Source organism: Streptomyces sp. TLI_185 (assembly GCF_003814765.1).
Lineage (GTDB): Bacteria > Actinomycetota > Actinomycetes > Streptomycetales > Streptomycetaceae > Streptomyces.
This window is the reverse complement of sequence record NZ_RKRB01000001.1, coordinates 259,183-282,722: the sequence shown is the minus strand read 5'-3', so window position 1 is coordinate 282,722 and position 23,540 is coordinate 259,183. Positions and strand designations below refer to the sequence as shown.

The 23,540-nt window shown below is 70.4% G+C and carries 19 protein-coding genes and 2 pseudogenes; 8 read left to right on the top strand and 13 right to left on the bottom strand.

Annotated features, from left to right (window positions below; genetic code table 11):
* The first annotated feature begins 117 nt into the window (after nucleotides 1–117).
* Nucleotides 118–840: an RNA polymerase subunit sigma gene (locus EDD92_RS01215; protein ID WP_123962455.1), complete on the top strand. Its 723-nt coding sequence runs from the start codon at nucleotides 118–120 to the stop codon at nucleotides 838–840.
* Nucleotides 841–1,209: 369 nt separating this feature from the next.
* Here EDD92_RS01215 and EDD92_RS01205 read toward each other — a convergent pair whose 3' ends face one another.
* The 3 genes and pseudogenes from EDD92_RS01205 to EDD92_RS01195 all read right to left on the bottom strand — a co-directional run bounded on the left by EDD92_RS01205 (nucleotide 1,210) and on the right by EDD92_RS01195 (nucleotide 4,507).
* Nucleotides 1,210–1,809 carry a YceI family protein gene (locus EDD92_RS01205; protein WP_123962454.1) on the bottom strand — a complete coding sequence of 200 codons (600 nt, stop codon included), beginning with the start codon at nucleotides 1,807–1,809 and terminating at the stop codon, nucleotides 1,210–1,212.
* Nucleotides 1,810–1,929: 120 nt separating this feature from the next.
* Nucleotides 1,930–2,676, bottom strand: coding sequence for an SDR family oxidoreductase (locus tag EDD92_RS01200; protein WP_123962453.1), 747 nt, complete (start codon nucleotides 2,674–2,676; stop codon nucleotides 1,930–1,932).
* Nucleotides 2,677–2,777: 101 nt separating this feature from the next.
* Nucleotides 2,778–4,507, bottom strand: a pseudogene (locus EDD92_RS01195) (L-aspartate oxidase).
* A gap of 190 nt (nucleotides 4,508–4,697) precedes the next feature.
* Here EDD92_RS01195 and fdxA point away from each other — a divergent pair.
* A pseudogene (fdxA, locus tag EDD92_RS01190) lies at nucleotides 4,698–5,083 on the top strand (ferredoxin).
* Nucleotides 5,084–5,129: 46 nt separating this feature from the next.
* Here fdxA and EDD92_RS01185 read toward each other — a convergent pair.
* Nucleotides 5,130–5,627: an Ohr family peroxiredoxin gene (locus EDD92_RS01185; protein WP_123962452.1), complete on the bottom strand. Its 498-nt coding sequence runs from the start codon at nucleotides 5,625–5,627 to the stop codon at nucleotides 5,130–5,132.
* A 118-nt stretch (nucleotides 5,628–5,745) separates the two neighbouring features.
* Complete coding sequence (locus EDD92_RS01180; protein ID WP_123962451.1) at nucleotides 5,746–6,642, bottom strand: RNA polymerase sigma-70 factor; 897 nt, start codon at nucleotides 6,640–6,642, stop codon at nucleotides 5,746–5,748.
* A gap of 280 nt (nucleotides 6,643–6,922) precedes the next feature.
* Between EDD92_RS01180 and EDD92_RS01175 the strand changes: the two genes are divergently transcribed.
* The gene (locus EDD92_RS01175; RefSeq protein WP_123962450.1) at nucleotides 6,923–7,483 is read left to right on the top strand and encodes a DUF5134 domain-containing protein; all 561 of its coding nucleotides are present in this window, start codon (nucleotides 6,923–6,925) and stop codon (nucleotides 7,481–7,483) included.
* Nucleotides 7,484–7,490: 7 nt separating this feature from the next.
* Here EDD92_RS01175 and EDD92_RS01170 read toward each other — a convergent pair whose 3' ends face one another.
* The 4 genes from EDD92_RS01170 to EDD92_RS01155 form a co-directional block, all read right to left on the bottom strand.
* On the bottom strand, nucleotides 7,491–8,882 hold the full coding sequence (locus tag EDD92_RS01170) for an aldehyde dehydrogenase family protein (protein ID WP_123962449.1): 1,392 nt from the start codon (nucleotides 8,880–8,882) through the stop codon (nucleotides 7,491–7,493).
* Nucleotides 8,882–9,982: a phenazine antibiotic biosynthesis protein gene (locus EDD92_RS01165; RefSeq protein WP_123962448.1), complete on the bottom strand. Its 1,101-nt coding sequence runs from the start codon at nucleotides 9,980–9,982 to the stop codon at nucleotides 8,882–8,884. Before EDD92_RS01165 ends, EDD92_RS01170 begins: the two co-directional genes overlap by 1 nt.
* Nucleotides 9,983–10,164: 182 nt before the next feature.
* On the bottom strand, nucleotides 10,165–11,397 hold the full coding sequence (locus EDD92_RS01160; RefSeq protein WP_123962447.1) for an NAD(P)/FAD-dependent oxidoreductase: 1,233 nt from the start codon (nucleotides 11,395–11,397) through the stop codon (nucleotides 10,165–10,167).
* Between the two features lie 132 nt (nucleotides 11,398–11,529).
* Complete coding sequence (locus EDD92_RS01155) at nucleotides 11,530–12,303, bottom strand: bifunctional 2-polyprenyl-6-hydroxyphenol methylase/3-demethylubiquinol 3-O-methyltransferase UbiG (protein WP_123962446.1); 774 nt, start codon at nucleotides 12,301–12,303, stop codon at nucleotides 11,530–11,532.
* A gap of 296 nt (nucleotides 12,304–12,599) precedes the next feature.
* On the opposite strand from EDD92_RS01155, the gene EDD92_RS01150 reads away from it, so the two are divergent.
* The 4 genes from EDD92_RS01150 to EDD92_RS01135 all read left to right on the top strand — a co-directional run bounded on the left by EDD92_RS01150 (nucleotide 12,600) and on the right by EDD92_RS01135 (nucleotide 17,331).
* On the top strand, nucleotides 12,600–13,538 hold the full coding sequence (locus EDD92_RS01150; RefSeq protein WP_123962445.1) for a 2-hydroxyacid dehydrogenase: 939 nt from the start codon (nucleotides 12,600–12,602) through the stop codon (nucleotides 13,536–13,538).
* Nucleotides 13,539–13,896: 358 nt separating this feature from the next.
* A complete protein-coding gene (locus EDD92_RS01145; RefSeq protein WP_123962444.1) occupies nucleotides 13,897–15,516 on the top strand; it encodes a ubiquinol-cytochrome c reductase cytochrome b subunit in 1,620 nt (539 codons plus the stop codon).
* A 206-nt stretch (nucleotides 15,517–15,722) separates the two neighbouring features.
* Nucleotides 15,723–16,565: an alpha/beta fold hydrolase gene (locus EDD92_RS01140; RefSeq protein WP_123962443.1), complete on the top strand. Its 843-nt coding sequence runs from the start codon at nucleotides 15,723–15,725 to the stop codon at nucleotides 16,563–16,565.
* A gap of 148 nt (nucleotides 16,566–16,713) precedes the next feature.
* Nucleotides 16,714–17,331, top strand: a complete 618-nt coding sequence (locus tag EDD92_RS01135; RefSeq protein ID WP_260326265.1) for a GNAT family N-acetyltransferase — start codon at nucleotides 16,714–16,716, stop codon at nucleotides 17,329–17,331.
* On the opposite strand, the gene EDD92_RS01130 is transcribed toward EDD92_RS01135, so the two are convergent.
* The 3 genes from EDD92_RS01130 to EDD92_RS01120 form a co-directional block, all read right to left on the bottom strand.
* Nucleotides 17,270–18,427, bottom strand: a complete 1,158-nt coding sequence (locus tag EDD92_RS01130) for a 2-oxo acid dehydrogenase subunit E2 (protein WP_123962442.1) — start codon at nucleotides 18,425–18,427, stop codon at nucleotides 17,270–17,272. The genes EDD92_RS01135 and EDD92_RS01130 overlap by 62 nt on opposite strands.
* 104 nt (nucleotides 18,428–18,531) lie before the next feature.
* Complete coding sequence (aceE, locus tag EDD92_RS01125; RefSeq protein WP_123962441.1) at nucleotides 18,532–21,219, bottom strand: pyruvate dehydrogenase (acetyl-transferring), homodimeric type; 2,688 nt, start codon at nucleotides 21,217–21,219, stop codon at nucleotides 18,532–18,534.
* Nucleotides 21,220–21,350: 131 nt separating this feature from the next.
* Nucleotides 21,351–22,106, bottom strand: a complete 756-nt coding sequence (locus tag EDD92_RS01120; protein ID WP_123962440.1) for an SDR family oxidoreductase — start codon at nucleotides 22,104–22,106, stop codon at nucleotides 21,351–21,353.
* A gap of 282 nt (nucleotides 22,107–22,388) precedes the next feature.
* Here EDD92_RS01120 and EDD92_RS01115 point away from each other — a divergent pair, with 282 nt between their 5' ends.
* Nucleotides 22,389–22,856 carry a cupin domain-containing protein gene (locus EDD92_RS01115; protein WP_123962439.1) on the top strand — a complete coding sequence of 156 codons (468 nt, stop codon included), beginning with the start codon at nucleotides 22,389–22,391 and terminating at the stop codon, nucleotides 22,854–22,856.
* Nucleotides 22,857–22,985: 129 nt separating this feature from the next.
* Here EDD92_RS01115 and EDD92_RS01110 read toward each other — a convergent pair whose 3' ends face one another.
* Nucleotides 22,986–23,486 carry a cupin domain-containing protein gene (locus tag EDD92_RS01110; protein ID WP_123962438.1) on the bottom strand — a complete coding sequence of 167 codons (501 nt, stop codon included), beginning with the start codon at nucleotides 23,484–23,486 and terminating at the stop codon, nucleotides 22,986–22,988.
* Nucleotides 23,487–23,540: the final 54 nt, after the last annotated feature.

Genomic DNA, 23,540 nt, shown 5'->3' with positions numbered 1-23,540 from the left:
ACTACGTGGGCCGCCTGTTCACTCACACTGTATTGCCATTGATTATGTCATTGGGCAGTGGGATCGCGTAAAAGCGTGTTTTGTTGGGTGGGTGGGCCGTTCGGAAGGAGGGGCGGTATGGAACGTGTCGGTGACGCCATGCCGATCGCGGAGCTGCTCGACGAGCGGCGGCATCTGCTGGAGGTCGCTCGCTGGATGCTGGGCGACCGTGTCGCGGCGGAGCGCGTCACCGACGAGGCGTACCGGCAGTGGTTCGGGCTCTGCGCGCACGAGCGGGCGCGGATACGGGTGCCACGAGCCTGGCTGACCCAGGCCGTGGGCCGCATATCGTTGGAGAGGCTGGGCCCGTCCGGATCACAGGGCTCCGTGCCCGGCAGCGGACCATGCGACACGTGTGTCGAGGACGAAGTCGGCGACCTGCTGTTGCGACCGGAGGACATCGTGCGTGTGCGGCGCGAGAGTCCGGCATCAGCAGGTCTGCAGTACGAAATCGCCCACGCCGTACGGCAGGCCTGCGCGGAGGACGACAGCGATCGCCTGGTGTCCTTGCTGGCCCCCGACGTCACCGCGGTGTTCGACGGGGGCGGCAAGATCCGAGCGCTGACGAGCCCGGTCATCGGCAGCCAAGAAGTTGCCCTGAGCCTGCTGAGTTTGCTGGCCCGGCACCCACGCACCACCCTGCGCACCTGGCCGGTCAACGGGGCCACCGGTCTCGTCGCCCGCTACGGCGATCAGGTCGCCGCGGTCGTCACCCTCGATGTGGCCGGGCCGCGGGTCGTACAGGTCTGGGTCGTCCTGAACCCCGACAAACTGCGTTCCTGGAACCACTCTCGCCCCTGACCGGTCGTACCGGAGGGTCATGCGGCACTGAGGGCGGCGCAGCGGGCGCGGGAGCCGAGAAAGGCGGCGATCTTGCTCGGGTTGAAGACCCACATCACCTGGTGGATGCCCCGGCACGTGGCCGCTACGGTCATGAAGGTGGCGGGCCGACCGTCCCGGTGGAGTATGACCCCGCTTCGTCCGTTGGCCGCGACCGGTTCCACCTCGACCGTGTGTCTGGGGCGGTACGACGGAAGGGGAGCGTCGCGTCATGCGACTGCGCGACATATGCGGGCCGGCGGTGACGGAAACGGCCGCGTGAACGTCGCCCGAGCGACTGTGGGGTGGTCCGTGGTCAGGACCACCCCGCCCGCACTTCTCGGTGTCCGGTCAGGCCGCCGTTTCCCATTCGGTCCGCACCGCCGAGATGTCCAGCGTCAGCGTGACCTTGTCACTGATGAGGACGCCCCCCGTCTCCAGCGGCGTGTTCCAGGCGAGCCCCCAGTCCGAACGCCGCAGCGTGGCCGAACCCTCGAAGCCGACCCGGTGCTGCCCGGAGGAGTCGTCGCCGGCGCCGCCGAAGACGACGTCGATGTCCAGGGGCAGTTCGATGTCTTTGATACGCAGGCTGCCCGCGAGGCGGAACTCGTCGCCGCCGACCGGGAAGATGCCCGTGGAGCGGAACGTCATCAGCGGATACGTCGCGGAGTCGAAGAAGGTGGGGCCCGCCAGCTGCGTGTCGCGGTCCCGCATGCCGGTGTCCACGCTGTCGGTCTGGACGCTGACATACGCCTCGGAGCGGGACGGGTCGGAGCCGTTGAGGAGGACAAGGCCCTCGAAGCGGTCGAACCTTCCGCGGACGTTGGAGATCATGGCGTGCCGGACGGAGAAGCCAAGTGTGCTGTGGACCGGGTCGATCGTGTAGGCACCGGTCACTGCCGGGTACGTACGAGGGCCGGAGTCAATGGTCCGGGCGTGGTGGGCGGGCATCGTGTGGTGCTTCCTTCGTGTGCTGTGCGTGTCGCAGATGCGCAAAAGGCGGGGCCCGTCGTGCCGCGATGCACTGTGCGGCGCGGACGCACGACGGACCCCACGTGAACAGTCGGCCACTCAGTGCTGCTGGGCGATCCAGTCGGAGAAACGGGTCTCCGCGATGTGCGCGTCGGGACCGGGCAGCAGCGTGTCCTCGCCCAGCTCCGCACCGAAGTACGGCGCGTGCACGTCGGCCACCACCTTGCGCGGGTCGCCCTTGGCGGCGAGGCCCTTGCCGATCAATTCGTCCAGCTGGAACACCTCGGGACCGGCGACCTCGACCACCCCGTTGACGGGGGTGCCGACAGCGGTGCGGCCCACGGTGGCGGCCACGTCGTCGGAGTAGACGGGACGGATCTTGACCGGGGCCAGACGGACGGTGTCACCGTCGGTCGCCGACTCGGCGATGCCCTTCATGAACTCGAAGAACTGCGTGGCGTGAACGATGGAGAAGGGAATGCCCGAGTCCTTGATGAGCTTCTCCTGTGCCTGCTTGGCACGGAAGTAGCCGCTCTCCTGGAGCCTTTCCGTGCCGACCACGGAGAGCGCCACGTGGTGGGTGACGCCGGCGTCCGCCTCGGCCTTGAGGAGGTTGGTGGTCGAGGTGTGGAAGAACTCCATGACGTCGTCGTCTGCGAAGGAGGGCGAGTTGGAGACGTCGACCACGACCGAGGCGCCGGTCAGGACCTCGGCCAGGCCCTCGCCCGTAAGGGTGTTGACGCCGGTGTTGGGGGCGGCCGCCACGGCCTCATGCCCGTGCTCGTTGAGCTTGGCGACCAGCTTCGAGCCGATCAGTCCGGTACCGCCGATGACTACGACCTTCACGAGGGAAATCCTTTCGGGAGTGTGCAATGTCCTGTGCATGAGGAAAGACCAGGTAGGTGCGGTTTCTGTGACAAGGTGCTGTCCGTCCCTGCCCTTGCCGGCTACTCGACGAGCTTTCCGTCGGTGGAGACCTCGGCCATGAGAGCGGCGATCTCCTCCGGGACGGGCGGAATGCTCTCGTGGGTGATGCCGGTCGCCGGAGACCAGACGAGGTTGACGCGGAAGGCGGGGTCCATGTCGGGAAAATCGCTGCGGTTGTGACAACCGCGGGTCTCCCGGCGTTCCAGTGCGGCTTCGAGCGTGGCGCGGGCCGCCAGGGCGGCCGACTTCAGGTCGAAGGCGTGCGCGAGATCCTGGAAACCGGCGATGTCGGGGTGGACCCCGACGTTCTCCATGCGCTTCTCGATGAGGTCCAGCTCCGCCAGACCGGTGCGCAGCCCCTGCTCGTCACGGACGACGCCGGCGTGTTCGGTCATGGTGTTGCGCAGGGCGCGCTGCAGGGCCCGGACGTTCTCGGGGCCGTCGGCGGCGAGCAGTTCGTCGACCTCGGCGCGGGCCTGCGCCACGGCGGACGCGCTGCGGGGCTGTGCGGTGAGTGAGTCGGAGTAGGCGGCGGCGGCCTGGCCGGTGATGCGCCCGTAGACCAGGAGTTCGATGAGACTGTTGCCGCCGAGACGGTTGGCGCCGTGCAGCCCGCTGGAGGCCTCGCCGATGGCGTACAGGCCGCGGACGTCGGTGCTGTGGTCCTCCGGGCGGACCCAGACGCCGCCCATCGAGTAGTGCGCGGTGGGCGCGACCTCGATGGGGTCACGGGTGATGTCCAGCATCTGCAGGTCGAGGAGGGTCTGGTAGACCCGGGGGAGCCGCTCCATGATGGTCTGTCGGGGCAGGTGGGAGACGTCGAGCCAGACCCCGCCCTTGGGGGTGCCGCGGCCTTCCTTGATCTCGGTGTAGGAGGCGAGCGCCACGCGGTCGCGCGTGGACAGTTCCATGCGCTGAGGGTCGTAGCGGTTCATGTACCGCTCGCCGAGGGCGTTGCGCAGGATGCCGCCCTCGCCGCGGGCCGCCTCGCTGACCAGCGTGCCGGCGGCGTTCTCCGGCTCGATGATGCCGGAGGGGTGGAACTGCACCAGCTCGGGGTCGCGCAGCCGGGCACCGGCCTCGACCGCCAGGCGGAAGGAGTCGCCGGTGTTCTCGTCCCGTCGCGAGGAGGTGCGGCGCCAGATACGCGTGTGGCCGCCGGCGGCGAGGATGACGGCGTCCGCGTGGATGAGGTGGCGCGTGCCGTTGTTCAGGTCGAAGCCATAGGCCCCGAAGACGGCGCCCTCGTGCACCAGGAGGCGGGTGATGTAGACGCTGTCGAGCATGGGGATGGCCAGTTGGCTTGCCCGCCGGATGAGGGTGCGCTGGATCTCCAGGCCGGTGTAGTCGCCGGCGAAGGCGGTGCGGCGGTACTTGTGGGCGCCGAAGAAGCGTTGTGAGATGCAGCCGTCCTCTTCGCGGGCGAAGGCCATGCCGTAGCGCTCCAGGTCGTCGATGCCCAGGGCCGCGCCCCGGGTGACGATCTCGGCCGTGCGGGGTCGCCGAGCAGGTAGCTCTCCTTGAGGGTGTCCGCCGCGTGCTGTTGCCAGCTGTCCTCGGGGTCCATCGTGGCCAGGGCGGCGTTGATGCCGCCGGCGGCCAGGGAGGTGTGGGTGTCCTCCTTGGGACGTTTGCCGACGGCCAGGACATCGACGCCGGCCTCGGCCAACTCGATCGCCGCCCGCGTGCCGGCACCGCCGGTACCGATCACCAGCACTGTGGTGGCAAGACGTTGTTCGGTAATGGCCACGATTGCTCCCGTCGCTGTGGATGGTCACTGACTACGACCGGGGCAGGGGGAGGTTTGTGACATCGACACCGGTCCGGTGACCGGAGGCAGTGTGTACGTGTCACAACGTGGTGGTGTCCCCGGTCACACCGATGTCCCCGACGGCCGCACGAGCGGGGTCCGTGACATGTGCGAGAGTGAGGAGGACGGCATGACGTACGTCATCGCGCAGCCCTGTGTCGACATCAAGGACCGGGCAGTGTGACCGAGTGCCCCGTGGACTGCATCTACGAGGGCGCACGCATGCTGTACATCGACCCCGAGGAATGCGTCGACTGTCACGCCTGCGAGCCGGTCTGCCCGGTGGAGGCCATCTTTCACGAGGACGACCTGCCGCCGCAGTTGGCACGCTACCTGGCCGTCAACGTGGAGTTCTGCGACACCGGGGCCGAGGGACGGCCTCGACCGTACGTGTCGCCGGGCGACCACCCCGTGGTCGCGGCCCTGCCGGTGCAGAGTCCGCACAAGAAGGAGATCTCCGCGTTCGCCGTCCGCAAGGAGGAGGCTGCCGATGCGGATCTGTGGTTCCCGTCGTGACGGGCCGGGCCGCGCGGAGCGGACGCCGACCCACGGTGCGCGGCGTTCAGGAGGCGAGCGTGATGGTGGTCGGCGTGCCTTGCCAGGCCATGCGGGCGTAGGGACACAACGCGTCGGCCCGGTCCATCAGGGCGCCGGCCGTGTCGGGATCGACCCCGGGCCATTGCACCACCAGATCGACGTGCAGCAGATAACCCCCCTCCTCGGGATCCCGCCCGAAGGCCACGGTCGCCACGACGGAGATGGCCGCGGGGTCGAGTGCCTCCCCTCGTGCCAGGAGGCTCAGCGCACCGTGGAAGCAGGCCGCGAAACCGGCCGCGAAGAGCTGCTCGGGGTTGGTTCCGCTGCCGTCGCCGCCCAGCTCGGCGGGCATGCGCAGATCAAGGTCCAGGGCACCGTCGGCCGAGCGGGCCCGGCCCGAGGCCCGTCCGTGCGAGGCCACGCCACCGTGGACGGTCACGGACGTCGTGTAGAGGGGCGAGAACTCTTCCCCGGCGTCGTCCTTCTCGGTCGACAGGGTGGGCAACTGGATCCGCTCGGTCACGGCATGACTCCGATGTCGTCGTGGTGGGGCAGTCCGCGGTCCGGACTCCTGCATGACCGACGAGCAACCGTTCCTGTGACGCGAACCGGTGGACGGCGGGCCGGGCGCCGCCGGTGGCTCAGCCGCTCAGCGAGGCCACGTACGGCGCCAGCTTGGCCGGGTTCATCACCCACATGAGCCGGTCGATGCCCTCCGCCGAGATGTCGACGGTCAGCAGGGCGGTCGGCTCCCCGCCGGAGGAGACCAGCACGGCCGGTCGGCCGTTCGCCTCGACCCACCGGATGTCCGTGTGCGGCCAGAAGCGTGGGGCGAAGGCCACCAGGTACCGCGAGACATGAGGCCGTCCGATCACGGGGATCTTGGACGCGCCGCGGATCCCGCCGCCGTCCGAGTAGCTCACGACATCGGCGGTGAGGACGTCCTCCAGGCCCGACAGATCGCCCGTGCGCGCCGCGGAGAGGAACACCTCCAACAGCCGCCGGTGCGCGGCCGAGGTGACGCGCTCCTTGCGTTCGGCGGCCAGGTGCTTGCGTGCGCGGCTCACCAGCTGACGGGCGTTGGCCTCGGTCGTCTCCAGGATCTCGGCGACCCGCTCATAGGGGTAGTCGAACGCCTCCCGGAGCACATAGGCGGTGCGCTCCACGGGATTCAGCTTCTCCAGGAGCAGCAGAACCGCCATCTCCAGGGCTTCGGCCCGCTCCGCGCCGAGCAGCGGATCCTGCGTGGTGTCGACGGGCTCGGGCAGCCAGGTCCCGATGTAGGACTCCCGGCGTACCCGCGCGGACTGGGCCAGGTTGATCGCCAGCCGGGTGGTGACCGTGGTGAGGAAGGCCGTGGGTTCGTTGACCTTGGAGCGATCGGTGTTCTGCCACCGCAGCCAGGTGTCCTGGACGACGTCCTCGGCCTCCACCGCGCTGCCCAGAACGCGGTAGGCGATCCCGAAGATCTGTGGGCGCGCCGAAAGGAAATCCTTCGTTGCTTGATCAAGGGTGCCGGGGTGGGCGCCAGCGTGCATGGAACATCCCTTCTGGCTGCGTGCGCACCATGTTACAAGCGGCGGTGGCCGGGCCGCGGCGGCGGCAACGCAGGATCGCTCGCGATGTCTTCCGTGTGACACACCATGGCAATCGCCTTGCAGTCGCGATCGCACGGTCTCGGGCCGCACCGTGTCACGGATCGATCGCATCCCCGGTCAAGACTGTGACCCGTCATGAAATAGGAAGGCGCACCGTGTCGGAACGGACGCCAGCAGATCACCATGCCGTTCCGTCGCGTCCCACGGTCTGACTGCCCGCATGACTACTCCCGTCGACTACGTGCACTGCGTGCTGACGGTGCTCTTCACTGTCGTGGCGGCGCACGCACTCCGACAGGGCGTCCGGCCGGCCGGGCACCGTGACCGGTCGGACCACCTCTTGCACTTCGCCATGGCCGCGGTGATGGCGGCGATGCCCTGGGGTTTCGGCCGCTCACTGGCCGGGCCGACCTGGACGGTCCTGTTCACGGCCGCCGCCGTGTGGTTCCCGCTGGCCGCGCTGAACGGGCGTACGACGGGCACCGCGGCGCGGATCGCCGCCCGGCTGCCGTCCGCGGCCGGCATGGCGGCGATGGCCTGGATGCTGCGGACGCCCCATGGCAGGGCGGCTTCCTCCCACGAGGCGCCGACCGCCGTCGTCAGCGCTGTGCTGACGGCGTTTCTCCTGGTGTGCGCGGTACGGTCGTTGACCCTTACCATGCCGTCGCTCCGGTGCGCCACGGATCCGGCACACCGCACCGCCGCGACGGACCCGTACGGTCACTTTCGCGACGGGGCGATGGCGCTGGGAACGGCCGTGATGCTGCTCCTGCCTCATTGAGCGCCGGTCACAGGGCGCCGACGACGGCCTTGCTGCGCATCAGGAAGTCCGACAGATAACTGTCGTGCGGGATTCCGGGAGCCATCCAGTACGTTGGATGGTCACCCGTGTGGAGATTGGCGATGGTGGGTTCGGCCAGCAGCGCGTCGAGCAGGGCGCGATCGCGGGTGAGAGCCGACAGGACGAGGGTGTCGCGCAGCGGAGCGATGCCGTCCGCACGCGTCCAGGGCGCCACCCACACGCAGGGGAAGGGGAGTTCGGTCCGCAGTTGCGCGGCTGCGGCGGTCTCCACCTGATGGACGGCGGGACGCAGGACGGCACTTCCGTCACCGAGGTCGTCGACGATGCCGTCGCCGCCGAGCCAGGCCCTGGTGCCCGCCGCCACCGACCGCAGGTAGTGGTCCAGGGCTCGGGCCCGGTCCAGCGGAACCACCGGGAGCACCGCCCGCACATCCTGAGGCGGTAGTCCGGGCAACCGGGACAGACGGGCCGCGACGGCCTCGGCGAGCGGCGCCGGATCGCCCTCGACTAGGACGGCGGTGGCGTTGACGCACGCGGTGCCGCCCTCGTCGGCGACCGAGCCGACGATCGTGTCCAGGTGCTCCCGCCAGTCGGTGTCCGCGGTGACGAGGATCTTGCTGCGGCCGGGCCCCTGCGGCAGCACGCGGGGATCGCGGGCGTATCGGGCGACCACCTCGTCACCGCCGTACACCACGGTGCGATCGGCACCGCGGATCAGCGTGTCGGCGGTGTGATGGTCCGTGGGCAGCAGCACCAGCTGGTCCTGCCGGACACCCGCCCTGTGCAGCGCCGCGACCAGGCGGTGCGGTGTGAACGGCTCCCGTCGCGAGGGACGTACGGCGACGCGGTAACCCAGGGCCAGCGCCTCCAGCCACAGCCGATGGACACCGGGATGGTTGCCGGAGGCGTTGACGGCGAACACCTCGCCCCGGCGGGCCCAGACGGCATGCCCGGCCGCCGACGCCGGGTCCCGGCGGTCGGCGATCGCCCCGCGCGGCCTGCCCTGTTCGGCGGACGAACGGGCCAGCGCGACGAACCGCGCCGTGCCCCGCGTCGCAGCACGCACCACCGTCAGCGGGGTGCCCGAGGTGCGGCTGACCAGGTGTTCGTACGCGCGCACACCCAGTCCGGCGACGGTGCCGGTGGCGAACTCCTCGGCGGCCGCACCCAGCAGCGCGTCGACGTCGGTCGCCGGTATCGCCTCGGCCTTGCGCAGCGCGGCCAGCGCCCGGTTGACGTACACCGGCGGCACCAGACTCAGCAGTGCCACCTCGGCACCCGAGACATCCGTCACGGAACTGGGCACCCGCGTCCGGTAGGGGCCGCCGGGTCCCAGCGCGTCCAGGTGGACCGGCCCGGCGCCCTCGGTGACCGCCATCAGTACACGCCCTCGATCACCGTCTCGCCCTGCACCGCGGGCACGGGCGCCACGTCCGCGACGGCGTCGCCGGCGTGACCGTGGGCCGGTCGCATGCGCACGGCCGTGTCGCGCTCGGCGTTGTTGGGGATGAGCATGGACTTGCTGACGTGGCTGACGACCACCTGGCCGCGCTCTCCGTTCGCGACCCGTTCCCCGGTGCCGGGCGCCACGACCGACAGGAAGACGTACGGCGACGCCGGGTCGAACACGCAGGGCTGCAAGGCGTCGAGACCGGGCCGTTCCAGCAGCGCGGTGAGCATCATGGTGTTGCCGTACATGCCGATGAGCGCCACGTCGGGAAAGACCTCCGTGGCCAGCAGGTGGCGGGTGTCGGGATCCATGTGTGTGCCACCCCAGACGATCGCCTCGACGGAGTCGTTGATCCGCTCCAGGAGGTCGTCCTCGCGGGCGAAGCGCGCCAGCAGCGGGGTGGTGGCGGCGAGCACTCCGATGTCCTGGGTCAGCAGAATCCGCCGGCACTGTTCGACGAGATGGTCGGTGTAGGCCTCGACCTCGTCGGTGCGACCGGCGGCGATCAGCTTCTTCACCCAGCGGGGGTCCATGTCGACGCTCAGCGCCGGGCCGCCGAGGGACGCCGCCGCCCGCTGGAGCACGTCCCCCACCAGATGCGGGCCGGTCGGAGCCACGGTCAGCCACTGGGCACCGACGGGCAGGCCGTGCTCGCGCAGCCGTGCGTCGATCTGGCGGGTGCTGTGCCGCACCCAGTCGTCGAGCTGGACGACCCGCTTGGGGGCGCCGGTCGTTCCGCCGCTGTCGAAGACGTTGACCAGCCGGGCCTTGCCTCCGTAGCCGCGGGGGACCAGGTCCGTCACCGGAACGTCTCGCAGTTCGTCGGTCAGGTCGGGGAAGAGGGACAGGTCGTCCACGCCCTTGACGTCCTGTCGGGGGTCGAAGGCGAGCCGGTCGGCCCGGTCGAGCCAGTAGCGGGAGCCGGTCTCCGGGGCGAAGTGCCAGCGCATGGCCGCCCGTACGAACTCGTCGGGGTCGACCCCGTTGGACGGTCCGGCGTCCAGGACGGCGGGGGACTGGTATGTCATGGATGGTCCTCTGTCGGCACGGTCTCGGGCGCGGGGCCGAGGGTGCGTGCGGCGTGTGGGGTCTGGGAGGTGTGCGGCCACCGGCCGAACGGAACCGAGGGGCCTGGGCGCAGGGGGCCGCGGCAGGGGAGGGGTTCGCGGGTGCGGGCCCCACTGTGTGCCAACGGTGTCGTGCCGGTCTCTCAGGGGATGAGGCTCTCCAGGGGGACGGCGGGATCGCGAAGGGCGGCGTCCTGGGTGGCCACGCCGGACTCGATGAGGGAACGGATCGTCCCGACGACGTCCCACACGTTGACGCTCATGCCCGCCAGGACCTTGTCGCCGGACATCCAGAAGGCGATGAAACGGCGCTCGTCCGGGTCCCCGCGGAAGACGACACGATCGTAGCCGCCCGGCTCGGTGTAGCCGGTGTACTCCATGCCGAGGTCGTACTGATCGGTGTAGAAGTACGGCAGCCGGTTGTAGGCGGCCTCCTTGCCCAGCATGCCCTGCGCGGCGGTGCTCGGCTGGTGCAGGGCGTTGGCCCAGTGCTCGACCCGCAGATGCCGGCCGAGCCGTGGGTGGTAGGCGTTGGCGACATCACCGGCGGCATGGATGTCGGGCGCCGAGGTGCGCAGGTGCTCGTCCGTGACGATGCCGTTGCGCACCTCCAGGCCCGCCTCCTCGGCGAGACGGACGTTGGGTGTGATGCCCACGCCCACGACCACGGCGTCCGCGGGCAGATGAGTGCCGTCGGCGAGCAGGACTCCGTCGACCCGGCCGCCGGTTCCGGTGAGCCGTTCGAGCTGGGCGTGGGGGCGCAGGTCGACGCCGTGCTCCTGGTGCAGGCGGGCGAACACCTCGGCCGCCTCTCGGCCCAGGACCTTCAGCAGGGGCAGCTCGCCGCGTTCGAGGACGGTCACCTCCGCTCCCGCCGCCCGGGCCGCCGCGGCCGTCTCCAGCCCGATCCATCCGCCGCCGACCACCACGATGCGCGCACCTTCGGTGAAGGCCGCCTTGAGCCGCTCGCTGTCGCCCACCCGACGCAGGTACAGCACGTTCTCCAGCTCCGCTCCCGGGACGGACAGGCGGCGCGGCGAAGAACCGGTCGCGAGGAGGAGCTTGGCGTAGGACAGACGGCGGCCGTCGTCCAGTGTCACCGCTGCGGCCCGCGGGTCGACGGATGTCACGCTCGTGCCCAGGAGCAGGTCGACACCGTGTTCCCGGTACCAGCTCTCGGGATGGACGTGGATCGACTCGCGGTCCTCTTTGCCCAGCAGATAGCCCTTGGACAGCGGTGGTCTGATGTAGGGCCGCTCCGGCTCGTCCGCGATGACGACGAGCGGTCCGTCGTGGCCGTGCTTGCGCAGCTCCTCCGCGGCCTTGCCGGCCGCCAGGCCGCCACCGACGATCAAGAAGGTGTTCACATGTGACACGATGATTCCCGCCTTAGTTTCGGGTGTCGCGCACCTCGACCCGCGTGGTGCCTTCGTCCTTGAGACCGGGCGACGACACCGGTTGTGACACGGCCGTACCCGCCTGTGTGCTCCTGCGTGTGATCGGTCGGTTCAGCGGTCGGGCTGTAGTGTCACCGCCAGGACGCCGGGATCGTGCTGCCCCGGCAACGGGGCGAATGCGTGCCGTGCCAGGTCGTCGATGATCCGGGCGCGCGAGGCGGGCCACATCCAGAACGTCTCGGTGTGCTCGCGCAGCACGCCCTGGGCGCCGCGCACCCAGTAGTCCGCGCGGGTGCGGATGCGATTCCCGGCGGCCGACATCGTCAACCGTCCGCCGTACACGTGCTCGCCGACCCGTTTCTCCGGCAGGAGACGCAGAACGTCGCGCACGGGGACGAGGGCGGGCGGCATCTGCAGGAACAGCGAACCGCCGGGGACGAGGGCTTTGCCGATGGCGGGCCAGAGCACCTCCCGCGCGGCCGGGGGGAGACAGGCGACCGTGTTGTGGCAGACGGCCACGTCCGCGACCGCGCTCAGGGGGGCCTCGTCCAAGGCGTGCGAGTGCACGGTCACCCGTTCCCGCTGCCGGGCGGGCAGCGCGGCGAGGCGGGTCATCAGGGAGGTGCGCATGGCCCGTGCCGGCTCGACGGCGTGCACGTCGACGCGGGACCGGGCCAGGCTCATCAGCGTGACCCGTCCCGTCCCGGCACCGATGTCCAAGACGCCGACCCGGGCTCGCGCGACCTGGCGGCCGTAGAGGTGGTGGACGCGCGCCTCGTCCCGGTCGGCCTGGAGGACGTCGTAGAACTCGGCGGTGACCGCGTAGGAGTCCGCGAAGCCCGGATGCGGTCGGCCATTCGGCGCTTTGGCGATGACAGGGTGCATGTCCTGCTAGACAGCGTTCGGGTGGTGCGTGTGACAGCGGTGGGGGGAAGCGGGGTGCCGTCCCGCGCGAGCTGAGGGGGACTTGCGAGCTGAGGGTGACTGCGGTCACTGTCATCCGCTGTCACAGATGGATGGCATGCGCAGTCAATTCTTCGGTGTCCGGCCGCCAGGCCGGACCGGCCCCGGGCCCGGCGCCGCACGCGCCGCGACTCGGCCCGGTGGCCCCATGGCCGCACAGTGGCGGACACACCGTGTGTGCGGCCCGCGAACCCGGAATGAGAGTGGAGTACGTCGTCATGACCGCGAGTTCCCCACAGGTGTGGCTGCCCGCGCAGTTCACCCACCTCGCCGATCTGCCGCCCGACCTGAACTACGCGCGCTGGGACGGTCGTTCGGCCTTCCCGTCGGACCCGGCGGCGGTGGAGTTCTACGCGCCGCCCCTGACCAAGGACATCGATGTCATCAGCAAGCCCCTGGCCGGCATGACCCGGCTCCGCGCCGTCCAGGCACTCAGTTCCGGCACCGACGAACTGCGGGTGGAACTGGACCGGTTGCAGCGCCCCGTGACCCTGTGCGACGCGCGCGGAGTCCCTGCTCGGAGCACGGCGGAACTGGCCCTGACGCTGATTCTCGCCTCTCTGCGGGGCATACCCGAGTCGCTGAGCGCTCAGGAGCGCGGACTCTGGAGCCCGCGGACCTACCAGACCCTGTACGAGCGGTCCGTGCTCATCGTCGGTTACGGCGCCGTCGGCTCCGCGCTGGAAGAGCTTCTGGCACCCTTCGGCTGCGTGGTCATCCGCGTCGCGAGCCATGACCGGAACTCCGGCCGGGGGCCCGTGCACTCGGTCGCGCGCCTGCCCCGACTCGTCACCGACGCGGACATCGTCGTCCTGTCCACCCCCCTGACCCCGAAGACCCGTCAGCTCTTCGACGCCGGCCTGCTGGCCCGCATGAAGGACGGCGCCTTGCTGGTCAACGTCTCCCGGGGGGCCGTCGTCGACACCGACGCCCTGCTGAAGGAGACACACGGCGGTCGGCTCCGGGCCGCGCTCGACGTGACCGACCCCGAACCGCTCCCGTCGGGACATCCGCTGTGGGCGACACCCGGCGTGCTGATCACCCCACATATCGGAGCGTTCACGCCTTCCCTGTGGCCTCGTCTCGAAGCGCTCATCCGGCGCCAGCTGACGCGGTTCGCCGCAGGTGAGGAGCTGGAGAACATCGTGCCCCGCTGACCGCCAGGCCCGGGGCGTGTGCCACACGACCGGCCCGCACGCTTCTTCCGGGAGGACTGCCGATGTCACGCCCGGGCCGCCTCCCCGGTCTTGACTACGACAGAAGTTGGCGAAACATGCCCGAGCGGCACAGTCACGGACGAGTCGGCCTCATCGCGCCCCCTGCCTGCCGAGCGGTCCTCGCGATCGAGGGTCCCCACGGGGACCCGGGCGCACGGTCATGGCTGGACGACGGCCGGACCACACACGCGACCCGCCGACGCCGCGGCCCCCCGGCACACGCCGCGGCCTCGGTGCCGGCGGGACTACGGCGTCGGCGCGGCCGGGTTCGGGCGACGCAGAAACGAATGGTGAAGAGATGGGCAACGACAGCCGGCCGGCCGAGCAGAGGCACGAACGCACGGGGGAGAGGCTCGCTCAGTGGGCGGACAGCCGGCTGGGCCACCGCCGTGCCGTCCGCTCCGTCCGCCGCATGGTCTTTCCCGACCACGCGTCATTCCTGCTGGGTGAGATCGCGCTCTACAGTTTCGTCGTTCTGCTGATCACCGGCGTCTATCTGAGCTTCTACTTCCACCCTTCCTCCGCTCCCGTGATCTACCAGGGCAGTTACACCCCGCTGCGGGGGCAGCTGGTGTCGGAGGCCTACGCCTCGACCCTGCACATCTCCTTCGATGTCCGCGCCGGACTGCTCATCCGCCAGGCCCATCACTGGGCGGCGCTGGTCCTGGTCGCCGCCGTCCTGGTGCACATGCTGCGCGTCTTCTTCACCGGCGCCTTCCGCAAACCGCGGGAGCTGAACTGGGTGTTCGGGTTCCTGCTGCTCGTCCTGGCCATGTTCGGCGGACTGACCGGCTACGACCTGCCTGACGACCTGCTGTCCGGAACCGGCCTGCAGGTCGTGAACGGCACCGTCCTGTCGATCCCGGTCGTCGGGACGTACGTCTCGTTCTTCCTGTTCGGCGGCGAGTTCCCCGGCGAGGACCTGATCGCCCGCTTCAACACCCTGCACGTCCTGGTCATCCCCGGGCTGATGGTCGCCCTGCTCGTCGGCCACCTGGTCCTGGCCGTGCGCCACCGGCACACGCAGTACCCCGGACCCGGCCGCACCAACAGCAACGTCGTCGGTCTCCCGTTCAAGGTGTACGCCGTCAAATCAGGCGGCTACTTCCTCCTCGTGTCCGGCGTGATCTTCTTCATGGCCGCCGTCGCGCAGATCAATCCCGTGTGGAACTACGGGCCCTTCCGCCCCGACCAGGTCTCCGCCGGTTCCCAGCCCGACTGGTACATGGGCGTCGCCGACGGCCTGCTGCGTGTGATGCCCGGCTGGGAGATCGACTTCTGGGGCCACACCCTGGCCCTGGACAACTTCCTGCCCCTGACGGTCGGCGTGCTGCTCTTCCTGGCCATGGGCGCCTATCCGTTCCTCGAGGCATGGGTCACCGACGACGACCGCGAGCAGCACCTGCTGGACCGCCCCCGCAACCACCCGGTGCGGACCGCGCTGGGGGTGGCCTGGCTCAGCGTCTACTCGGTGGCCCTCATCGGCGCCTCGAACGACCTGATCGCCACCCGGCTGCACGTTTCGGTCAACGCCGTGACCTGGACCGTGCGCATCGCTCTGTTCGCCGCACCGGTCCTCGCCTTCGTCGTCACCAAGCGCCTGGCCCTCGGGCTGCAACGGCGTGACCGCGACAAGGTGCTGCACGGCCGCGAGACCGGCGTCATCAAACGTCTTCCCGACGGCGAGTACGTCGAGATCCATGAACCCCTCGACCAGGCACGGCTGCACACCCTGACCGCCCACGAGCAGTACCGGCCCCTGCGGGCCACACCCGCCCGGCACCCGGTGGCGGCCCTGCCCGGCCGAACCCAGCGCCTCCGCTTCATGCTCAGCCGTGCCCTCTACGGCCCCGGCACACAGGTGCCCAAGCCCACGGCGGCCGAGTACCGGGAGATCACCGGCCGGCACGGGTCCTGACGCGACGCGTGCCTGCACACCGCGAATCCTGACATGTCACACATCTACCCGGTCCCCGGTCTCAGGTGTGGCAAGCGACGCGGCGTGCGGTCGGCACAACCGGCCCCGCCCACACGGCGGTTGGCCCGCGCACGAACACGACACCGTGCCGACGGGAACGACCGCCCTTCCGCTCAGCCTCCCCTCCCTACCGAAAGGCATACGACATGAACCGAACGTCCGGCACCAACCTGACCCGCACCGCACTCACCGTGCTGGCAGGCGCCGCCGTCACCGCGGGCCTGCTCGTCACCACGGTCGGCCCGGCCTCCGCCGACAAGGACACCACCGCCAAGGGACCCAAGCCCACGGTCGTCCTGGTCCACGGTGCCTTCGCCGACTCCACGAGCTGGAACGACGTCATCGCCCGGCTCCGGCACGACGGTTACCCGGTCGTCGCCGTCGCCAACCCGCTGCGCTCGCTGAGCGGCGACTCCGCCTATCTGAAGGACGTCCTGGATAACATCGACGGACCCGTCGTCCTGGCCGGTCACTCCTACGGCGGCTCGGTGATCAGCAATGCCGCCACCGGCAACAAGAACGTGAAGGCACTCGTCTACCTCGCCGCCTTCCTACCCGAGAAGGGCGAGAGCGCGGTCGACCTGTCGGGACGGTTCCCCGGCAGCACCCTCGGCGAGGCCCTGCGCTCCGTACCGGTCACGAACGCCGACGGCACGCAAGGCACCGATCTCTACATTCAGAACGACAAGTTCCGCCACCAGTTCGCAGCGGACGTACCCCGCAACAAGACCGACCTGATGGCCGTCACCCAGCGTCCGGTCACCAACGCCGCCCTGGCCGAGGGTGCGGCCGAGCCGGCCTGGAAGACCATTCCGTCCTGGGTTCTGGTGGCCACGCAGGATCTCAACATTCCGCCCGCCGCACAGGAGTTCATGGCGAAGCGGGCCGGCGCCCACACCACGGAGGTCCGGTCGTCCCACGCGGTGAGCGTCTCGCGGCCCGGCAAGGTTACCGACGTCATCGAGGACGCCGCTCGCTCGGTGCGCTGACCTTCCGCGGCGGACGGCGCGGTGTCCACCACCGCTTCGCACCGCTGACACAGCGTTCGACGGTCAGGTGCCATCCGCACACATCCCGGCGAGGGCCGGCGGTCCGCCGCCGGCCCTCACCCGTTCCCAGCCACACAAGGGCACACTCATGCGCCGCGAACCGCGGATCATCTCCCTAGGCCCCGGCGACCTCGCACGCACCGTGGCACTGCACGACCGCTGCTCGCCGCAGACCCTCTGGAGCCGTTACCACCGGGCGATGGCCGACCCTCGGACTTATCTGCCCGACCTGCTGTCCCGCGCCGGGTCGGTCCACCTGGCCGCGCAGGACACCACCGGCCGCATCGTCGCCGTGGGTCACCTGATGCCGGACAACGCGGCCGCGGAGGCCGCGCTCCTCGCGGAGGACTCCTGGCAGGGCCGCGGCCTGGGCACCCGCCTGCTGCGACACCTGGGGCGCCATGCGCTCACGGGCGGCTGGGCGACGCTCTACGGCCTCTTCCAGTCCGGCGACGAACGGATCGAGGCGATCTTGCATCACGTCGACGTCCCCGTGCACCGCAGACAGGAGGACGGCGCCGTCACGGCCTGGGCGCACGTCGACGACCTGGCAGCCGGAACGGCTTCCGCCCCCGTCCCTGTCGGGAGCGGGGGCGGAAGTGGTCGGGCAGCCGGTGCGGGCGGTGGCCCGCACCGGCGTTTGCTCATGCCTTGGCGTCGGGGTACAGGTCGTCCTCGAACGCCGCGGACTCCAGGATCGCCTTGACCGTGGTCAGGTAACGGGCCGCGTCGGCGCCGTCCACCAGGCGGTGGTCGTAGGACAACGACAGGTGCACCAGGTCCCGGATGCCGATGACCTCGTCGTCACCGCTCCGTACGACTCCGGGCCTTCTGACCGTCGCGCCCACGCCCAGGATCGCGGCCTGGTTCGGCGGCACGATGACCGTGTCGAACAACGCGCCGCGCGAACCGGTGTTGGAGATCGTGAAGGTGGCCCCCGACACGTCGTCGGGAGTGAGGTGACCGCCGCGGGCCCGGTCGGCCAGGTCGTGGACGGCGCGGGCGAGTCCGGCGACGGTCAGGTCTCCGGCGGCCTTGACCACCGGGGTCAGCAGACCGTTCTCCGTGTCGACCGCGATGCCGATGTTCTCGGTGTCGAAGTAGGTGATGGTCCCCGCGGCCTCGTCGAGCCTGGCATTGACGACCGGATGCGCCTTCAACGCCTGGGCGGCGGCCTTGACGAAGAAGGGCATCGGCGACAACTTGAGGCCCTCGCGGGCGAGGAAACCGTCCTTCGCCAGGGCGCGCAACCGCATCAACCGGGTGACGTCGGCCTCCACCGTGGTGGTCAGCTGCGCCTGCTCTTGCAGGGCCCGCTTGAGGTTGTCCCCGATGGCTCTACGAAGGCGGGTGATCGGGACGGTCCGGCCGCGCAGGGAGGGTGCTCCCGCTGCGGGGGCCGCGGGGGCTGTGGGGAGGGCCGGAATCGGCGCGACCGGCGTCGGCAGCGGCGGTGGTGCTGGGGCCGGGGCGGCGGGAGCGGGGGGAACCGGGGCAGCCGGCGGCGGGAGCGTCTCAGCCGGTGGCGTGGACGGTAGGGGAGCGGCCGCCTCCGGGGCGGCGTCCGGCGTACCGATGACGGCGAGGGCGGCGCCGACCTCGACGGTCTCGTCCTCGGCGACGGTGATCTCCAGCAGAACGCCGGCGGCGGGGGACGGGATCTCGGTGTCGACCTTGTCGGTGGAGACCTCCAGGAGAGGCTCGTCGGCCTCGACGCGCTCGCCGACCTGTTTCAGCCAGCGGGTCACGGTGCCTTCGGTGACGGACTCGCCGAGGGCCGGCAGGGTCACGGAAACCGTCATGATGGTTCAACTCCTCAAGGGCCGGCAGAGCGCGACGGCTCTCCGGAGCTGTTGCTCATGGCCTGTGTCGTGCACGTGCGGGATCGGTCGCGTTCCGGGCCCGCTCACCGGTCCAGGCCGTAGCGCGCGCGGGCCTGCGCGACGGTCGCCGGGGCGACCTGCCCGGCCCTTGCCAGCCTGTCCAGCGCGGTCACCACGATCGACTCGGCGTCCACCCCGAAGTACCGGCGTACGTCCTCACGTGTGTCCGACAGGCCGAAACCGTCGGTGCCCAGGGAGTAGTAGTCCTGCTCGACCCACTGGCTGATCTGGTCGGGCACCTGCCGCATCCAGTCGCTGACCGCCAGGACCGGCCCCGGCGCACCGGCCAGGGCCCGGGTGACGAACGGAGTGCGGTCCTCGCCGCGCATCCGGGCGTCGTCGGCGCGCAGCGCGTCCCGGCGCAGCTCCGTCCAGGACGTCACCGACCACACGTCGGCGTGCACGTCCCAGTCGGAGGCGAGGAGTTCCTGCGCCCGCAGGGCCCAGTGGATGGCCGTACCGGAGGACAGCAGCTGTAGCCGGGGCCCGCCGACGGCGGGTTCTGCGGGCCGGAAGCGGTAGATGCCCCGGACGATGCCCTCCTCGATGCCCGGCACCGCGGGCATGGCGGGCTGGAGCTTCGGCTCGTTGTACACGGTCAGGTAGTAGAAGACGTCCTCGGGCCGCTCGCCGTACATCCGGCGCAGCCCGTCCCGGACGATCACCGCGATCTCGTAGGCGAACGCGGGGTCGTAAGCGACCGCGGCCGGGTTGGTGGCGGCCAGCAGGTGCGAGTGGCCGTCGCCGTGCTGGAGTCCCTCGCCGGTCATCGTCGTGCGTCCGGCGGTGCCGCCGACCACGAAGCCCCGGCCCATCTGGTCGCCGAGGGCCCAGAACTGGTCGCCAGTGCGCTGGAAGCCGAACATGGCGTAGAAGATGTAGAACGGGATCATCGGCTCGCCATGCGTGGCGTACGAGGTCGCCGCGGCGGTGAACTCGGCCACCGAACCGGCCTCGGTGATGCCCTCGATGAGGAGCTGTCCGGTGGTGCTCTCCTTGTAGTGGAGGAGCTGGTCCGCGTCGACCGGATCGTAGGTCTGGCCCTGCGGCGAGTAGATGCCGGCCGTGGGGAACATCGACTCCATGCCGAACGTACGGGCCTCGTCGGGGATGATCGGCACCCAGCGGGCCCCGTTGAGGGGATCGCGCATGAGGTCCTTGACCAGCCGGACCAGCGCCATCGTGGTGGCGACCTCCTGGTGACCGAAGCCGGCCAGCAACGCTTCGAAGGGCTTGGCGGGCGGTTCGGGCAGCGGCTTGGCGATCACCCGCCGAGCAGGAGCGGGGCCGCCCAGCGCGGCCCGGCGCTCGCGCAGGTACTGCACCTCGGGGGAGTCCTCTCCCGGATGCCAGAACGGCACTTGGTCCCCGGCGAGCGCGCTGTCGGGGATGGGCAGCTCCAACAGATCGCGCAGCTCCCGGAACTGAGGCATCGTCAGCTTCTTCATCTGGTGGTTCGCGTTGCGCGACTCGAACGCCGAGCCCAGGGTGTGCCCCTTGACCGTCTGCGCGAGGACCACCGTCGGTGCGCCCCGGTGTTCCACCGCGGCCCGGTAGGCGGCGTACACCTTCAATGGCTCGTGTCCGCCGCGGGAGTTCTCGAACAGTTCCACCACCTGCGCGTCGCTGAGGGAGGCGGAGAGCACGGACAGGACGTCACCGGTGAAGAAGCTCTTACGGATGTACGCCGCGTCCCGCGCAGCCAGTGTCTGCAGTTGCGCGTCGGGCACCTCGCCCAGGCGCCGCACCAGTTCGCCGGTGGTGTCCTGCGCCAGCAGCGGGTCCCAGGCCTCGCCCCACAGGGTCTTGACCACGTTCCAGCCCGCGCCGCGGAAGCGTGCCTCCAGCTCCTGGACGATCTTCGAGTTGGAGCGCACGGGGCCGTCCAGGCGCTGCAGGTTGCAGTTGACGACGAACGTCAGGTTGTCCAGGCCCTCGCGGGAGGCCAGCGTCAGGGCGGCCGTGGACTCCGGCTCGTCCATCTCACCGTCGCCCAGGAACGCCCAGACCCGTGAGGCGGAGGTGCCCCTGATACCTCGCGCGTGCAGATAGCGGTTGAAGCGCGCCTGGTAGACCGCGCCGAGCGGACCCAGTCCCATGGAGACGGTCGGGAACTCCCACAGCCAGGGCAGCCGCCGGGGGTGCGGATAGGACGGCAGGCCGTGGCCGCTCGCCTCCCGCCGGAAAGCGTCCAACTGCTGTTCGCTCAGCCGTCCTTCGAGGAAGACCCGGGCGTAGATGCCCGGGGAGGCGTGCCCCTGGAGGAAGAGCTGGTCGCCCGAGCCGTCGCCGTCCTTGCCGCGGAAGAAGTGGTTGAAGCCGATCTCGTAGAGCCAGGCCGCCGACGCGTAGGTGGAGATGTGGCCGCCCAGTCCCAGCCGGGCTCCGCGGGTGACCATCGCCGCGGCGTTCCACCGGTTGACGGCGGTGATCCTGGACTCCATATCCAGGTCACCTCCGAACCGGGGCTGCGCGTCGGCCGGGACGGTGTTGATGTAGTCCGAGGACAGCAGCCCCGGCAACGCCGTCCCGGACCGTGCGGCGAACTCGTGCACCCGCCGGATCAGGTAGGCCGCTCGCTCCGGCCCGGCGTTGCGCACGACGGCGTCGAGGGAGGCCTGCCATTCGGCCGTCTCCTCCCGGTCGCGATCGGGTAGTTGGTCGAGTTCGCTGGGCACAGGGGCGGTGGTGGGCCGGGACGGATCACTCATGGCGGGCTTCCTGTCGGGGTGCGGGTGTCGGCGAGGCCGGCCGCGGACATGGCGGGTGTCGTGGGACGACTCGTGCAGGTCGGAAGGTGAATGCCGCGGAACGACGCGTGGAGGTCACGGGCGCCGGTGTGTCACCGCCCGTTGGTCTCGGTGCTCTTCAGCCACTGGGCGAAAGTGTGGTGGCCCAGGTGGGCGTCCGGCCCGGGAAGCAGGGTCCGCTCCTCCAGCACCGCGCCGAAGAAGGGGACATGCGCGTCGGCGATCACCGGTGCGGTCCGGCCCCGGGCGGCCAGCAGCTCGGCGGTGGCGTCCCGCAGGGCGAGCTCTTCGGGCCCGGCGGCCTCGAGCACCCCGAAGTGCGGCAGTCCCATCGCGACATGCGCGAGCGTCGTGGCGACGTCGTCCGTCGAGACCGGCCGGAGCAACAGCGGCGGCACATGCACCCCGTCGGGCCGGGCGCCGGCTGCCGCGACGGCGGCCACGGTCTCGTGGAACGGCGTGGTGCGCACCAGGGAGTACGGCACGGTGGCGCGCCGCGCCAGGTCCTCCTGCGCCGCCTTGGCCCGGAAGTAGCCCGAGCCGACCCGATCGGCGCCCACCAGCGACAGCGCCACATAGTGCTCGACACCCGCCGCGGCGGCGGCCTTGAGGAGGTTGCCCGTCGCCGTGGTGAAGAACTCGGTGCTGACGCGCTTCTCCCGTGAGGGTGCGTCGGTGACGTCCACGACCACCTCGGCGGCACGCAGCGCCCGCTCCAGGCCCTGCCCGGTGCGGAGGTCGACCCCGTCACCGCGGGAAGCCTGTACGACCTCCACACCGTGGTCCCGGAGTCTGGCGACCGTCCTGGAACCGATCAGACCGGTGGCACCTACAACGACGACTCTCATCTGACATCTCTTCCGTCGGGGGCCGGTGACCCTGCGGGGTGTGCGTCGAGGACGGGGGGGACGTTCATGTGCCACCGTGCTCACCACACTTAGACAGACCGCGTTCGGTTCTTGTGACACTGTGCCGGGCACCGTGTTGCCGGTCGGGTCCGATCACCGCCCCGTGTCACAGAATCGGCGGACACCCGGTCAGGAGGGTGAGCGGCCGCTACGGCCGCAGCGACGAGGTGTCGGCGGCGATGCGCCTGGCTGACACGGTTTGACCACGAAAGGTGCGACTCAGTGTCTGCAAACTCACAGCACACCCACCACGGCCACGACGGGCACGGTCACGGAACCGGCGGCGAGGACGGCCCCAGCTGGACCCGCGCGGCGAAGATGCTCCAGGACGCCTCGCCGATCGTCGTTCCCGAAGGCGCCTCGGCGATGACCATCCACGTCCAGTGGGAGCCCGGCGACCCGGGGACCCCGCCGCATCGCCACTCCGGCCCGGCGTTCGGCTACGTCGTCAAGGGCGCCGTCCGCTTCGAACTGGAGGGCGAGCCCGAGCGCATCATCCCGGCCGGCGGCACCTTCTGGGAGCCGGGCGGCGACGCCATCCACTACCAGGACGGCAACGCGCTGGCCGACGAGCGCACCGAGTTCGTCGTCACCATGCTCTGCGCCCCGGGCAAGCCCATGCTGGAGCTGGTCGACGAGGCGGAGCTGAAGGAGCGCGCCCACCTGCGCGCGCCGCGGCCCACTGCCTGACCTTCCACACGGCGGGGCCCCGCGCCCGTGACGTGCCGGCGACAACCGGTGTCACGGGCGCGGGGCCCCGTCCGTCGGCGGTGCACTTCCCTGCCGCCGCCCCTGCATCACTCCTACATCACTCCTGCGTCACTCCTGGTCCACGAAGTACGAGTCGTGCTTGTCGAAGAACGCGGCACGCTCCTCCTCCGAGGCGTGCGCCAGCTGCGACACCTGCTCGAAGTACTCCTCGCGCGGGGCTCCCGGGGTGAACAGCAGCAGCATGTCGGCCGGGGCGTCGGAGTCGTTCCGGAAGGCGTGCAACCCGCCCTGGGGCACGTGCAGGAAGTCGCCCTTGCGGGCGTCGACCCAACGCACCCCGTCGAACACGCGCACCGTGCCGTCCAGGATGTAGAACGATTCCGAGATCCGCCGGTGGAAGTGCGTCTTGGGACCGCCCGCTCTGGGGCGCATCTCCACTCGGTACAGCCCGAACTCACCACGTGTGGTGCCGGTGGTCGCCAGGTAGTGGAGGGCGTCCTTCCCGGTACCGCTCTCTCCCTGTTCCGGCAGTGTGGTGGCCGGACGGAAGACGGCGCTGACCTCACCGTCCTCACCCCAGTACTTCTGCTCCGGGTACGGGTACGACATGACGTGATCCTTTCTCGTACGACAGGACTGGGGAAGCCGATGGCGTGACAGCCC